Origin of the sequence: Amycolatopsis roodepoortensis, assembly GCF_024628825.1 — a bacterium.
Taxonomy (GTDB): domain Bacteria; phylum Actinomycetota; class Actinomycetes; order Mycobacteriales; family Pseudonocardiaceae; genus Amycolatopsis; species Amycolatopsis roodepoortensis.
Genome location: NZ_CP102415.1, coordinates 2,879,560 through 2,893,255 on the forward strand (window position 1 = coordinate 2,879,560; position 13,696 = coordinate 2,893,255).

Here is a 13,696-nt window from a genome sequence, read left to right on the forward strand (position 1 = left end):
CTTCAGTCGCCGAGCGTCCGCAACACCGCGAGCACTTCGTCCGGTACGTCGAGGAGTGCTTCCACCTCCGACACCTTCGCGGCCACGCGCCGGTGCGTCGCGCGGCCACGGGCGCTGAGGTGGACGAGGACGCGGCGCCTGTCGGCGGCGTCGACCTCTCGGTAGGCCTGCGCGGTGGTCACGAGTTTGTCGACCACCCTGGTCAACGTCGGGGCGGTGGCGAGCGTCCGGTCGGCGAGGTCGGCCATGGCGAGACCGCCCTTGCCGCTCAGCGTGTCCAGCACCAGCCATTGGTCCAGAGTGAGACCTTCCTTGGCGAGCACCTGCTCCACCCTGGCGGCGACGGCTCGTGCGGCGCGGGTGAGCGAGCCGGTGAGCGACGTTCCGGCGGCCGTGACGCCGCGTGTCCCCATATCCCGTCCCCTTGCCAAAACCGGACACCCTCGCAATACTTCCAGGTGAAAGCACTTTGACCTTACCGGGCCACCGCACGGAGCGCCATGCCCCCAAGCCTCGCCACCCGGCCCCGCGACGACACCTGGCGTGTGGCCATGGTGGTCCCGTTGCAGGGACCGGCCGGGCTGTTCGGCCCCTCGTGCGAGGCGATCACGGAGCTGGCCGTCCACGAACTCAACGAATCCGGCGGCATCCTCGGCAGGCAGGTCGAGGCCGAGGTGGTCGACGGCGGCGGCACTCCCGCGCGAGTAGCCGGCGAAGTGCGGCGCCTGGTCGACAGCGGACGGGTCGACGCGGTGAGTGGCTGGCACATCTCGTCGATCCGGCACGCGCTCGCGCCGGTCGTGGCCGACAGGGTGCCGTACGTGTACACGTCGCTCTACGAAGGCGGCGAACGCCGCTCGGGCATCTTCTGCACGGGCGAGACGCCGCGCTGCCAGATCGAGCCGGCGCTGCGCTGGCTGCGCGATCATCTCGGGGCCCGGCGCTGGTTCGTCGTCGGCGACGACTACGTCTGGCCGCACCGGTCGACCCGAGCGATCCGCCAGTACGCCAAGGATCTCGGCCTGGGCATCACCGGAGAGGCGTTCGTCGGGCTGGGCGCGGGCGACATGTCCACAGTGGTCCGCGCGGTCGAACAGTCCACAAGCGACGGTGTACTCATGTTGCTGGTCGGGCAGGACGCGGTGCGCTTCAACCGGGCGTTCGCCGCACACGGGCTGAGCGACCGGCTGCTCCGGTTCAGCCCGCTGATGGAGGAGAACATGCTTCTCGCCAGTGGCGCGAACGCCACCGGAAACCTCTACGTCTCCGCCGCCTATTTCCGGTCGATGGTCACCGCCGACGCCATGGACCTCCTCGGCCGTTACGTCGACCGTCACGGACCCGGCGCCCCGGCCCTGAACAACGCGGCCGAATCCTGTTACGAGGGGCTGCACACGCTGGCCGAACTCGTCGGCAGGGCGGGGACGCCGGAGCTTCCCGCGCTCAACGCGGCGATCGACGGCGTCGCGTATCACGGGCCGCGCGGCACGATCGAGTTCCGCGGGCAGCAGGCCGATCAGCATGTCCATCTCGCGGTCGCCGACGGCTACGACTTCGAAGTGCTCACCCGGCTCTGAAAGCCACCCCTTGACTCACTCCGGCCCACCACATACTTTCATTTGAAATTATTCCATGTGACGCACGTTATGCGGAGGTGAGCATGGGCAACGTGGGCCTGCTCTACGTCGGCGCCGCCTTGATGATCAACGGCCTGATGTTGCTCGGCCGGATACCTCCGCGTTCGGCGGCGGTGCTGAACCTGTTCGTCGGCGCGCTGCAGTGCGTCACCCCGACCGTGCTGATCGTCCAGGCGAACGGGAATCCGGACGCGATCCTCGCCGCATCCGGCCTGTACCTGTTCGGTTTCACGTATCTGTACGTCGGCATCGCGAACCTCGCCGGCCTGGAGCCCGAAGGCATCGGCTGGTTCTCGCTCTTCGTGGCGGGCGCCGCCGTGGTGTACGCCGGGATCGCCTTCTGGCACGGCGACGACCCTGTTTTCGGCGTCATCTGGCTGTCCTGGGCGTTGCTGTGGACGTTGTTCTTCCTCGTACTCGGCCTTGGCAAAGAACATCTGACGCGATTCACCGGCTGGACCGTCCTGCTGCTCAGCCAGCCGACGTGCACGGTGCCCGCCTTCCTCGGCCTCACCGGCGCCTACCGCAGCGACGGCGGCACCGCGCTGCTGGCGGCCGCGATCGCGGTGGCGCTGGTCGCGGCCGCCGGATCCCTCGACGTCCTGAAAAACCGTTCGGAGAAAAGGAGTCTTCATGCGACACGGTGACATTTCCGCCAGCCCGGACACGGTCGGCGTCGCGGTGGTCAACTACAAGATGCCGCGCCTGCACACGAAGGCCGAAGTCCTCGACAACGCCCGCAAGATCGCCGAAATGGTGGTGGGCATGAAGTCCGGGCTTCCCGGCATGGACCTCGTGGTGTTCCCCGAGTACTCGACGCAGGGCATCATGTACGACCCGAAGGAGATGTACGAGACCGCGGCGACGATTCCCGGCGAGGAGACCGAGATCTTCGCCGCCGCGTGCCGGGAAGCGCAGACGTGGGGCGTCTTCTCGATCACCGGCGAGCGGCACGAGGACCACCCGGCCAAGCCGCCGTACAACACGCTCGTGCTCATCAACGACCGCGGCGAGATCGTCCAGAAATACCGCAAGATCCTGCCCTGGTGCCCGATCGAGGGCTGGTACCCCGGCGAGGACACCTATGTCAGCGATGGTCCGAAGGGCATGAAGATCTCGCTGATCATCTGCGACGACGGGAACTATCCGGAGATCTGGCGTGACTGCGCGATGAAGGGCGCCGAGCTGATCGTGCGCTGCCAGGGCTACATGTACCCCGCCAAGGAACAGCAGGTCCTCATGGCCAAGGCGATGGCGTGGGCCAACAACTGTTACGTGGCCGTGGCGAACGCCGCCGGTTTCGACGGCGTGTACTCGTACTTCGGCCATTCCGCGATCATCGGCTTCGACGGCCGCACGCTCGGCGAGACCGGCGAAGAGGAATACGGGATCCAGTACGCGCAACTGTCGGTTTCGGCGATCCGCGACGCGCGGACCTACGACCAGTCGCAGAACCACATCTTCAAACTGCTGCACCGCGGCTACACCGGCGTGCAGGACGCGGCCGAAGGCGACAAGGGCGTGGCGGACTGCCCGTTCGACTTCTACAAGCTCTGGGTCACCGACGCCAAGAAGGCGCAGGAGAAGGTCGAGTCGATCACCCGCGACACCATCACTCCTCGGCACCCCTGACGAGGACAGGGCGCCCTAGACTCGGCGCCATGGACAGGATCGACAGCGGCAGCCGGACGATCGCCGCCCCGCCCGAGACCGTCTACCAGGCACTCCTGGACCGCGAATCGCTCGAAGCCTGGCTCCCGCCCGAAGGCATGCGCGGCCGGATCGAGCATTGGGATCCGCGGCCCGGCGGCGGTTTCCGCATGATCCTCACCTACCTCGACGCGTCCGCCGCGCCCGGCAAGTCGTCGGACGCGACGGACGTCGTCGAAGTGGGGTTCGCCGAGCTGGTGCCCGCCGAACTTGTGGTGCAGCGGGCCGTCTTCGAGTCCGGAGACCCGGCGTTCGCGGGCACCATGACGATGACCTGGAGCCTGGCCGCCGCGGATGACGGCACCGAGGTGACCGTCACCGCGACGGACGTGCCGTCCGGCATCGGCCAGGCGGATCACGAAGCCGGGATCGCCTCTTCGCTGGCCAATCTGGCTTCCTTCGCCGAAACGCGCTGACGGCCGGACGCGATGACGATCGCGGCGAGGACGGCCATCACCAGCGGTACGACCAGCGCCGCCCGGAAACCGCTGAGCGCGGCCTCTCGCGAACCGTCACCCAGCGCGGCGACGTTGACGGCGGTCACCGCCGACAGTCCGAGCGCCGCGCCGAACTGGAACGCCGTGTACAGCAACCCGCCCGCGAGCCCCTGTTCGTCCTCGGCGATCCCGTCGGTGGCGACGATCGTCAGCGGACCGTAGGCGAGCGCGAACCCGAGCCCCAGGATGATCATCGACGGGAACATCGCCGCGTACGTCCAGTCCAGGCCCAGCGGCAGGAAGAGCGCGTACGCCACGGCGGCGAGCACGAGTCCGCCGAAGATCAGCCGGGTGTTGCCGAACCTCGCCACCAGCCGCGGGGTCAGCGTCGGCGCGAGGATCGCGTCGATCCCCACGGCCAGCAGCGCCAGGCTCGTCTCCAGCGTCGACCAGCCCCGAAGTTCCTGCAGGTACAGCGTGACGAGGAACTGGAACCCGAAGAACGATCCTGCGAAGAGCAGGGCACTGACGTTCGCCCGCACCAGCGGACCCGACTTCAGGATGCCGAGGCGCACCAGCGGCGCGGGCGAGCGGCGTTCGACGGCCACGAAGGCCGTCAGCGCCGCCACTCCCCCGGCGAACGACGCGAGGGTCCACCCCCAGCCCTGTCCGGGGTGTTCCAGCCGGACCACCGCGTAGGCGATCAGCAGCATCGCCACGGTCACGGTGAGCGCCCCGGGGAGGTCCAGGCGACGCGGCACGCGTTCCTCGCCCGCCGGTTCCTTGATCAGCCACAGCGCGGCGAGCAGGATGACGGCGGACAGGATCACCGGAGTGAAGAACACCCAGCGCCAGTCGATCCTGGTCAGCAGACCGCCGATGACCAGGCCGAGCGAGAAGCCGCCCGCCCCGGTGCCGGCGTAGAACAGCAGCGCCTTGTTCCGTTTCGGGCCTTCCTCGAAGCTCGTGGTGATGATGGACAGCCCGGCCGGGGTCATGAAGGCCGCGGCGACGCCGGTGACGAACCGGGCGAGCAGCAGCATCCAGCCTTCGGTGGCGAACCCGCCCAGCCCGGAGAAGACGAGGAACACCACCAGCCAGGCGATGAACATGCGACGCCGGCCGTACATGTCGGCGGCGCGCCCGCCCAGCAGCATGAACCCGCCGTAGCCGAGCACGTAGGCGCTCACGACGCCGCTCAGCGTCGCCGTCGACAGCCCGAGTTCGGCCCGGATGGACGGCAGCGCCACGTTCAGCATCGCGACGTCGATGCCCTCCAGGAAGATGGCGCCGCACAGCACCACGAGCACGCCCCAGGCCCGCCCTCCCATCCGGTCGGCGCGCGGAAGCGTTTGCGAGTTGCTCAAGATCGGATCTCCCTCAGTGAACGGGAACCGACGGTTACCCATCAGCCGGTCGGTTCCCTCTTGTAACCAAGGGGATCTTCCGTCACCATCGACGACCATGGAAGAAGGCACTTTGAACTCACCTAGTCGTTGTGAACTCACCGAGGAGGACTACGAGGCCTTCCAGTGGGACACGCGCGAGGACTGCGAGGTCCGCCAGATCCTCGACCGGGTGGCGGACAAATGGTCACTCCTGGTGATCGCGCTGCTCGACCGGAACACGCTGCGGTTCACCGAGCTGAAGTACAAGATCGACGGCATCAGCCAGCGCATGCTCACCACCACGCTGCGCCATCTCGAACGGGACGGGCTGGTGAGCCGCACCGTCTATCCGGTGGTGCCGCCCCGTGTCGAGTACGCCCTGACGCCGCTGGGGATGACGCTGCACAAGACGATCCAGTCGCTGGTCACCTGGACCGAGGATCACCAGGGCGAGATCGCCCTCGCGCGCGCCCAGTACGACAAACGCGCCACCGTCTAGGGAGCCGCATGGCCAGACTGTCCGGAGGGGATCCGTCACTGCTGCGGCGGCTCAACGCCATCGCCGTCCTGCGGGCGCTGTACGAGGCCGAGGAACTCACCCTCGCGGAGCTGGTCAAGGCGAGCGAGGTCTCCCGTCCGACGGTCGAGGAGATCGCCGCCGACCTCGGTGAACAGGGGCTGGTCGAGGAGGTCCCGCTTCCGCCCGGCGCGCCGCGGCCGGTGGGACGGCCCGCCAAGCGGTACCGCTTCCGCCACGAGTCCGGGCACGTCGCCGGGCTCGAGATCGGCCCGCGTCAGGCGTTGTGCCTGGTCGCCGACCTGCGGGGCGACGTCGTCGGACGGGCGAAGGCCGGGCTCACTCCCGAGACGGACGCGGCCACCCGGCTCGGCACCGCGCACCGGGTGCTCGCCACGGCCGTCGACGGTCACGCCGGCGTGCGGGTGCTCGGCATCGGCACCACCGGCGTGGTGTCCGGCGGCAAGGTCGTCCACAACTACCGCCTACCCGGCTGGACCGGCGTCGACCTGCCCGCGGAGTTCGGCGGCGGCTGCCCCGTGCTGGCCGGGAACGACACCGAACTCGCCACGCTGGCCGAACACTGGCGCGGTGCCGCGCGCGGCGTCGACGACGTCGTCTACGTGCGGACCGGGCACACGGTCTCGCTGGGCCTGCTTCTCGGCGGGAAGCTGCACGCGGGCCACCACGGCGCCGCCGGCGAGATCGGCGCCCTGCGGCCGGCAGGCGGGTTCGCCGAGCTCGTCGCCGCCACCGTCCTCGCCGTCGACCCGCAGCTGGTGGTTATCGGCGGCACCGGTGAGCTGACCGCGAAACTGCGTGCCGAGCTCGCTCGGCTGTGCCTGTTCCCGGTGCGCGTCGAGATCTCGGCGCTCGGCGAGGACTCGGTGGCGCTCGGCGCGGTCCGGCTGGCGCTGAACCGCGTGGAGCGCGACCTGTTCAGCGTCGAGGACGTCGCCTGAGCAGGCTGATCACCACGATCAGCACGGCCACCGCGCCGCTGGTGAACAGCTGCGTCCGCGCGTCGGCGTCCGTCCACATGAGAACGAGGACGCCCGCCATCGCGAGCAGCGCGACCCAGCTGAGCCAAGGGAAACCCCACATCCGCACCGGCAGGTCCGCGGCCGTGCCGTCCCGTTCCGCCGCCTTCCGCAGCCGCATCTGCGAGATCGCGACGAAGATCCAGACGAGCAGGATGTTCGCCCCGATGGCGTTCAGCAGGAAGGGCAGGACGTGTTCGGGGGCGAGGAAGTTCAGCAGTACGGCCACGAAACCGAAGGCCACCGACGCGAGCACCGCCGTCCGCGGGACGCCCGCGCCGGACAGCTTCAGCATCGCGCGCGGCGCTTCGCCGCGTTCGGCCAGCGAGAACACCATCCGCGAGGCGCCGTAGAGGTTGGCGTTCAACGCCGACAGCAGCGAGGTCAGCACGACGAAACTCATCAAGAGCGCCGCCGACGGCACCCCGATCCGCTCCAGGATGGTCACGAACGGGCTGGTGTTGGCCGACGCGGTCTCCCACGGCAGCAACAGCACCATCAGCGCCACGGAACCGACGTAGAACAGCAGCAACCGCACGATGACCGTGCGCGTGGTGCGGCGGATCGAATCCGCCGGGTCGTCGGACTCCGCCGCGGCGATGGTGACCAGTTCCATGCCGCCGAAGGAGAACGCGACCGCGAGCAGACCGGTCAGCACGCCCTGCAGGCCGTTGGGCAGGAAACCGCCGTGCCCGGTGAGGTTGTCCAGGCCGACCGGCGTCGTACCCGGCAGGATCCCGAACACCGCCAGTGTGCCCAGGACGAGGAAGGCGACCACGGCGGTCACCTTGATCGCGCCGAACCAGAACTCGAACTCCCCGAACGAGCGCACCGCGAACAGGTTCACCACCGTGAGCACCGCCATGAACAGCAGCACCCAGGTCCACTGTGGAACCTGCGGCAGCAGCCCGTTCGCGATCCCCGCCGCCGCGGTGGCCTCGGCCGCGACCACGACCACCAGCAGTGACCAGTACAGCCAGCCGACGGTGAACCCGGCCCAGCGCCCGAGCGCCTTCTCCGCGTACACCGAGAACGAACCGCTGCTCGGCTCGGCGGCGGCCATCTCGCCCAGCATGCGCATCACGAGCACCATGAGCAGGCCGGCGACCACATAGGACAGGAGGATGCCGGGCCCCGCGGTCTTGATCCCCGCGCCGGTGCCGACGAACAGTCCGGCGCCGATCGCCCCGCTGATGGCCAGCATGGTGACGTGCCGCCGCCGGAAGCCGGTGCCGAGCGACCGGGTCTCGGTCGCGGTCACGGGTTCGGCGGGACCTGGTGCGGGCATGGTGGATCCATTCGTCTGCGGTACGCGGGAGCTCAACCGCGGGACAACTCTTCCAGCCGTTCGTGGAGCCGGTCGACGTGGTCCTCGCTTTCGGGCTTCATCAGCACGCTACGCAGGATCCTCGCGCCGTCCGCATCCGCGTCGGCCCCGGTGTGACGCAGACCGAATTGCGGCTCGCTCACCCGCAGCGTGCTGAGGAACACCGGCTCCCTCGCCGCGGCCATGCCGTTGCGCAGGATCCGCGCGCTCGCCTGGTCGATGTTCGACAGCGAAAACGGTTCCGTGCGGGGGAAGTAGGTGACGATGTCGAGTTCCGGTGGCTGGTACAGGTCGAACCGCTCGGAGTCCTCCAGCAGCTTCGCCCACCGCAGCGCCGCGCGGCGCCCGGCGGCGAGCACCCGGCCCAGCCCGTCGGGGGTGGGCGGCAGCACCCGGAAGGTGAGCCACAACGCGGCGGCCGCCGCGCCCGCCCGGGAGCATTCGAGGCTGATCTCGCCGAGATGCAGGTCTTCCGAGGTGAAGTAGGTGTACGGCGAATCGTGCAGGTAGAACCGGCCCGCCGCGGGGTCGGAGAACAGCACCGCGCCGCAACCGTAGGGCTGGAGGCCGTGCTTGTGCGGATCGATGACGATCGAATCGGCCTCGGCGATGGCGAGCCACGGGGCTTCGGGCAGCCCTTCCGGACCGTCCAAACCGGACAGAAGCCGGAAGAACCCACCGTAGGCGGCGTCGACGTGCACGCGGACGCCGTAGCGTTCACGCAGCGCCAGCGCCTCGTGGACCGGCTCCACCGTGCCGAGCGCGGTCGTCCCGGCGGTGAGCACCACGGTGCCGATCTTCCCGGTGCGCAGCAGGTCTTCGAGCGCGTCGAGGTCCATGGCGCCGCGCGCGTCGACAGGCACCGTGTGTCCCTCGACGCCGAGCACGCCGCACATCCGGCCGTGCGTGTAATGCGCCTCGGCGCTGTACGCGATCCCCTTGCCCGGATGCGTTTCCCGCGCGACGAACAGCGCTTCGAGGTTCGCCATCGTGCCGCTGGTGGTCAGATGCCCCAGATGTTCCGTGTAGCCGAACATCGTGGCGAGCTGCCGGACGACCTCGCGTTCCATCTCGGCCGTCGCGGGGCCGCCGTCGAGCGCGTGGTTGTTGGGGTTGACCAGCATCGCGGCCAGATAGCCGACCACCGCGGCCGGATGCGGCGGTTTGAGCATCTGGCCCGCGTAGGAGGGGTGGAAGAACGGGTAGTTGTCCTTCAGCCGCTCGGTGAGCTCCTCGAACGCGGCCTCGAACCGCCCGTCGGAGATCTCCAGCGACGGATGCGGCCGGAAGGCGGCGAACGTCTCCGCCCACGCCTCGTTCGACGTCAACGCCTGACCGAGCCAGTACCGGAAGTCCATCGAGCACGCCCTTCGCTTCGTTCGGCTCCAAAAAACGTAGGAGCCGGTGAAGGCCGCGCGCAACCGTCTTCGGTAGGGGTCAGATCTTGCGGGTTCGCCGCTCCTCGCCCTTCTCCTCCAGCTGCCGGACGATCTCGCGCAGCGAAGCGGCCAGCTCGGTGCACTTCTCGGGGCTGAGCCGGGCGGTGACGAACGCTTCCTCCTGGTTGAACTCCGGGAAGAGCTCCCGCATCAGCCGTTCCCCTTCCGGGGTCAGCGCGAGCAGCACCAATCGTCCGTCGACCGGATGTTTGCGCCGGGTGACCAGGCCGTGCGCCTCCAAGGTCTTCATGACGCCGGTGAGCGTTCCTTTGGTGATACCGGACTCGGCGGCGACGTGCCTGGTCTCCTTCTCGCCGAAGATCCACACCACCCACAGCACCACGAACGCGGTCCAGGTGAGACCCGCCGTGCGCAGGACCGAGTTCTCGAAATGCAGCCGGACGGCCGTCGCGGCGCGGTGGAGATTGGCCACCGCCTCCATCCGCTCCCACAGCAGCGGGATACCGCCCAGTTTGGCCCGCACGGCGGTCTCGGTCTCGGCCAGTGTGTGATACCCGGTCAACAGCCACATCCTCACCGGCCCCGGAGGTACCAGCCCGGTGGGCGCGCACCCCCGCGCACCCGCTCCGCAGATCGTATGCGGAACGGGCGTGAGTCCACAGTGGCCTTTCGGAGGCTAAGCGGCGGACGCCAGGGGCTCCACGAGTTCTTGTCCGGTTTCGGACAATCGCGCCGGTACCCGGCTGCCGGGAACACCACCGGCGGGAAGCCGGATCAGGCCGGCGTGGGCGAGGCGGTGGGCCGTGCTCTGGTCGCTGCACGGCAGGCCGTCGACATAGAGGTCCGGCTCCAGGCTGACGGTGATTTCAGCCCGTCCCTGTGCCACGGCTCGGAGCATGGCCAGGGCCCGGTACGACAGGCCTTCGGGGTCTTGCGCTCTCTCGTTCATTCGGGGTCACTCCTCTGACCTGGGAGTTTCCCGTCAGCGGCGGTTCAAACATGACCCCGGTCACCGTTGGGGTACGGCCGCGCGATGCTCGGTGATGTCGCCGAACAGGTCGCCCATCTCCTCGACGCGCTCGAGCACCTGGCCGGCGGTGAACAGCAGGTCCTCGGCCTTGCGGCAGGCTTCGACCTCCTCCCAGGTCACCGGGGTGGAGACGGTGGGGATGGCGCGGCCGCGCAGCGAGTACGGCGCGATGGTGGTCTTGGCGGTGTTGTTCTGGCTCCAGTCGATGAACACCCGGCCGGGGCGGATGGCCTTCGCCATTTTGGCGACCACGGTTTCCGGTGAGCGGCGCGCCAGCTCCTCCGCGACGGCCTTGGCGTACTCGGAGGTGCGTTCGTCCGACCGCGTGCGCACCGGGCAGTACAACTGCATTCCCTTGTTGCCGCTCGTCTTCGCGTACACCGTGAGACCGTCTCCGGTCAGCAGGTCGCTGAGCGTCTCGGCCACCCGGCAGCAGTCGACGACGTCCGCCGGCGGCCCGGGATCGAGATCGAACACCAGCAGATCGGGTGATTTCCGCGCGCCGCGCGGGCCGACGGTCCACTGTGGAATGTGCAGTTCCAGCGCGGCGAGATTGGCCGCCCACATCAGCGTCGGCAGGTCACCGACCACCGGGTAGTCGAGCGTCTCCTCCCCGCCACGGCGGCCACGGTTGGTGAGCCGCGCCGTGCGCACCCAGTCGGGGGCGTGCCGGGAAACGTTCTTCTCGTAGAACGGTTCGCCGTCGACCCCGTCGGGGAACCGGCGGAACGTGGCGGCGCGGTCACGCAGATGGGGGAGCATGACGGGGGCTATCCGGCGGTAGTAGTCGAGGACCTCGCGTTTGGTGAAACCGTGCGCGGGGTAGAGCACCTTGTCCAGATTGGACAGGCCCAGCCGCCGCCCCTCGACCTCGACCGTCATCCGCTGCTCAGGCACCCTTCGACGATAGATCACCGGAGGGGTTCCCGGGGTACCGTGAGGCATGAGCACCGTGCCGGACGCGATCGCCCCGATGCTGGCGACCGACGGCGACCTGCCCACCGGCGGGTGGGGCTACGAATACAAATGGGACGGCTACCGCTGCTGCCTGCGTGTCGCGCGCGACGGCGAGACGCGTCTGACCAGCCGTCGCGGCCTCGACATCACGGCGACGTACCCGGACGTGACCGCGGAAGCACTGAGCGGGCACGAAGCCGTCCTCGACGGCGAGATCGTCGTCCTCGACGAGCAGGGGCGGCCCAGCTTCCCGCTGTTGCAGACCCGGCACCTGCGCACCCCGGACGCGTCCCTGCTGGAACGCAGCCCGGTGCATTTCTTCGCCTTCGACGTGCTGTTCCTCGACGGTGACGCCCTGCTCGACGAGCCATACGAGGCCAGGCGCGAGGTGCTGACGTCCCTGGGCGCCGGCGGCCGCATCGCCATCCCACCGGGTTACACCGACGACGACATCTCCCCCGATCAGCTGCTCGACGTCGTCCGGCAGCACGGGCTCGAAGGGCTGATCGCGAAGAAGCTCGACAGCCGCTACCACCCCGGCAAGCGGACCCGCCAATGGATCAAACGGGCGCTGTGGCACACCCAGGAGGTCGTGATCGGCGGCTGGCGGCCCGGCGATGGGCGGCGCGCGGGGACGCTCGGCGCGTTGCTGCTGGGCGCGCACGACGAAGCCGGCGACCTTCGGTACATCGGCGACGTCGGGACCGGGTTCAGCGACAAGGTCCTCGACGACCTGCACGCCCGGCTCACCCCGCTGGAGCGGAAGAAGCCACCGTTCGCGTCGGAGGTCCCGCGCGACCGGGCCCGGCGGGTGCACTGGGTGGAGCCCGAACTCGTCGGGGAGGTCGTGCACCGGAACTGGACGCCGGACGGCCGTCTGCGGCACACGACCTGGCGAGGACTGCGGGCGGACAAGACACCCGATGACGTCAGGCTTCCCTCCGCTGGATGAACCGCAGCAGGTTGCCGGAGGGATCGAGGAAGGCGCAATCGCGGACTCCGCCGGGCCGGTCGATCGGTTCCTGCATCACTTCCGCGCCCGAGGCCTCGATGCGCTCGAAAATGCCGTCGCAGTCGTCGGTCGCGAAGACGAGACGGCTCAGCAAGGCTTTGGCCATCAGGTCTTCGATCGCGGACCGGTCCGCCGATGAGGCGCCCCGGCCGGGTGGTTCGAGGACGATCCGCACGTCCGGCTGCGAAGGCGGGCCGACACTCACCGGTCCGTCGTCCCACACGGTGAAGCCGAGCACGTCACGGTAGAAGCCGAGCGCGCTGCCGACATCGTGGACGACGAGCGTGCAGGAGGAGAACCGGAGCTCCATGCCGGTCAGACCTCGCTGACTTTGGCGCTGAGAAAGGCGATCTCGCGCCCGCGGAGGCGCTCCGGGTCGGTGTCGATGTCGATCCGGGTGATCTTCCCGCCGGCGAAGCTGAACGTGAAAACGGCCTTCGCCTCGCCGCGATGTGACCAGACGGCCGACGGGACGCCGTCGACCAGCGCGAGCCGGGCCGCCTCGGCGCGTCCGGAGAAGAAGGCCGCCACCGCCTGGCCGCCGCGGACCTCGCCGACCACGGCGTCCGGGTCGAGCAGTTCGAGCAGGGCTTCGAAATCCCCGTTCCGGGCAGCGGCCAGGAAGGCGGCGATGACCTCACGCTTCGGGGATCGCGCGGCGTCGGTCTCGTCGGAGGCGGTCTGCACCCGGCGCCGTGCCCGGCTCGCGAGCTGCCGGGACGCGGCCGGGGAACGGCCGAGGACCGTGCCGATCTCACCGAAGGACACGGCGAACACGTCGTGCAGGACGAACGCGAGCCGCTCGGCGGGGGTCAGCCTGTCCAGCACCACCATCAGCGCGACCCCGACCGAGTCGGCCAGCAACGCCTCGTCCTCGGGGTCCTGCCGGCCGGTATCCGGTGCGGCGGGCTCGGGCGGCAGCGCCCCGGCGGCGTCCTCCCGCCTGGCGCGGCGGGATTCCAGCATGTTCAGGCACACCCTGGCGACGACCGTGGTCAGCCAGCCCGCCGGATTCTCGATCTCGCCGGTGTCCGCGCGGCTGACCCGCAGCCACGCCTCCTGCACCGCGTCCTCGGCCTCCCCGGGTGAGCCGAGGATCCGGTAGGCCACGGCCCGCAAGCGGCTCTGGTGCTCGGCGAACCGCTCGCTCACCCAATCGTGCTCGGCCATCTGTCACATTCCTCCGTCCGGGTCGGTCACATCGAATGACCGGCGAACCCGTCCCGATGTGACATCGCCGG

Annotated in this window: 16 protein-coding genes; 7 read left to right on the forward strand and 9 right to left on the reverse strand. The window is 69.3% G+C overall.

What is annotated here, in order from left to right:
- Positions 1–2: 2 nt before the first annotated feature.
- Entirely contained in the window at positions 3–413 is a 411-nt protein-coding gene (locus NQK81_RS13520; RefSeq protein WP_126729865.1) for a MarR family transcriptional regulator, read from the reverse strand.
- A 138-nt stretch (positions 414–551) separates the two neighbouring features.
- On the opposite strand from NQK81_RS13520, the gene NQK81_RS13525 reads away from it, so the two are divergent.
- The 4 genes from NQK81_RS13525 (at position 552) to NQK81_RS13540 (ending at position 3,763) form a co-directional block, all read left to right on the forward strand.
- Positions 552–1,577 carry a substrate-binding domain-containing protein gene (locus NQK81_RS13525; RefSeq protein WP_126730004.1) on the forward strand — a complete coding sequence of 342 codons (1,026 nt, stop codon included), beginning with the start codon at positions 552–554 and terminating at the stop codon, positions 1,575–1,577.
- Positions 1,578–1,660: 83 nt separating this feature from the next.
- Positions 1,661–2,284, forward strand: a complete 624-nt coding sequence (locus NQK81_RS13530) for an AmiS/UreI family transporter (protein WP_257488472.1) — start codon at positions 1,661–1,663, stop codon at positions 2,282–2,284.
- Entirely contained in the window at positions 2,271–3,269 is a 999-nt protein-coding gene (locus tag NQK81_RS13535) for an aliphatic amidase (RefSeq protein WP_257488473.1), read from the forward strand. The genes NQK81_RS13530 and NQK81_RS13535 overlap by 14 nt, the downstream gene beginning before the upstream one ends.
- A gap of 29 nt (positions 3,270–3,298) precedes the next feature.
- Positions 3,299–3,763, forward strand: coding sequence for an SRPBCC family protein (locus NQK81_RS13540; protein ID WP_257488474.1), 465 nt, complete (start codon positions 3,299–3,301; stop codon positions 3,761–3,763).
- Here NQK81_RS13540 and NQK81_RS13545 read toward each other — a convergent pair.
- Entirely contained in the window at positions 3,703–5,193 is a 1,491-nt protein-coding gene (locus NQK81_RS13545) for an MFS transporter (protein ID WP_371878866.1), read from the reverse strand. The two genes, NQK81_RS13540 and NQK81_RS13545, sit on opposite strands and share 61 nt — an antisense overlap.
- Before the next feature lie 55 nt (positions 5,194–5,248).
- Between NQK81_RS13545 and NQK81_RS13550 the strand changes: the two genes are divergently transcribed.
- Both NQK81_RS13550 and NQK81_RS13555 read left to right on the forward strand, forming a co-directional pair.
- The gene (locus NQK81_RS13550; RefSeq protein WP_126729871.1) at positions 5,249–5,671 is read left to right on the forward strand and encodes a winged helix-turn-helix transcriptional regulator; all 423 of its coding nucleotides are present in this window, start codon (positions 5,249–5,251) and stop codon (positions 5,669–5,671) included.
- Positions 5,672–5,679: 8 nt separating this feature from the next.
- Complete coding sequence (locus NQK81_RS13555; RefSeq protein ID WP_257488475.1) at positions 5,680–6,651, forward strand: ROK family transcriptional regulator; 972 nt, start codon at positions 5,680–5,682, stop codon at positions 6,649–6,651.
- On the opposite strand, the gene NQK81_RS13560 is transcribed toward NQK81_RS13555, so the two are convergent.
- From NQK81_RS13560 to ligD (NQK81_RS13580), 5 genes are all read right to left on the reverse strand, one after another.
- Positions 6,629–8,017 carry an amino acid permease gene (locus NQK81_RS13560; RefSeq protein ID WP_257488476.1) on the reverse strand — a complete coding sequence of 463 codons (1,389 nt, stop codon included), beginning with the start codon at positions 8,015–8,017 and terminating at the stop codon, positions 6,629–6,631. The genes NQK81_RS13555 and NQK81_RS13560 overlap by 23 nt on opposite strands.
- 32 nt (positions 8,018–8,049) lie before the next feature.
- Positions 8,050–9,414, reverse strand: coding sequence for a pyridoxal phosphate-dependent decarboxylase family protein (locus NQK81_RS13565; protein WP_257488477.1), 1,365 nt, complete (start codon positions 9,412–9,414; stop codon positions 8,050–8,052).
- A 79-nt stretch (positions 9,415–9,493) separates the two neighbouring features.
- Positions 9,494–10,027: a MarR family winged helix-turn-helix transcriptional regulator gene (locus NQK81_RS13570; protein WP_126730007.1), complete on the reverse strand. Its 534-nt coding sequence runs from the start codon at positions 10,025–10,027 to the stop codon at positions 9,494–9,496.
- Between the two features lie 105 nt (positions 10,028–10,132).
- On the reverse strand, positions 10,133–10,405 hold the full coding sequence (locus NQK81_RS13575) for a hypothetical protein (RefSeq protein WP_126729878.1): 273 nt from the start codon (positions 10,403–10,405) through the stop codon (positions 10,133–10,135).
- Between the two features lie 60 nt (positions 10,406–10,465).
- Positions 10,466–11,383, reverse strand: a complete 918-nt coding sequence (gene ligD / locus NQK81_RS13580; RefSeq protein WP_126729880.1) for a non-homologous end-joining DNA ligase — start codon at positions 11,381–11,383, stop codon at positions 10,466–10,468.
- A 46-nt stretch (positions 11,384–11,429) separates the two neighbouring features.
- Here ligD (NQK81_RS13580) and ligD (NQK81_RS13585) point away from each other — a divergent pair, with 46 nt between their 5' ends.
- On the forward strand, positions 11,430–12,395 hold the full coding sequence (ligD, locus tag NQK81_RS13585) for a non-homologous end-joining DNA ligase (RefSeq protein WP_257488478.1): 966 nt from the start codon (positions 11,430–11,432) through the stop codon (positions 12,393–12,395).
- Here ligD (NQK81_RS13585) and NQK81_RS13590 read toward each other — a convergent pair.
- Positions 12,373–12,765 (reverse strand): VOC family protein, encoded by a 393-nt coding sequence (locus tag NQK81_RS13590; protein WP_257488479.1) that lies wholly within the window; start codon positions 12,763–12,765, stop codon positions 12,373–12,375. The genes ligD (NQK81_RS13585) and NQK81_RS13590 overlap by 23 nt on opposite strands.
- A 5-nt stretch (positions 12,766–12,770) precedes the next feature.
- A complete protein-coding gene (locus NQK81_RS13595; protein WP_257488480.1) occupies positions 12,771–13,625 on the reverse strand; it encodes a sigma-70 family RNA polymerase sigma factor in 855 nt (284 codons plus the stop codon).
- Positions 13,626–13,696 lie beyond the last annotated feature (71 nt).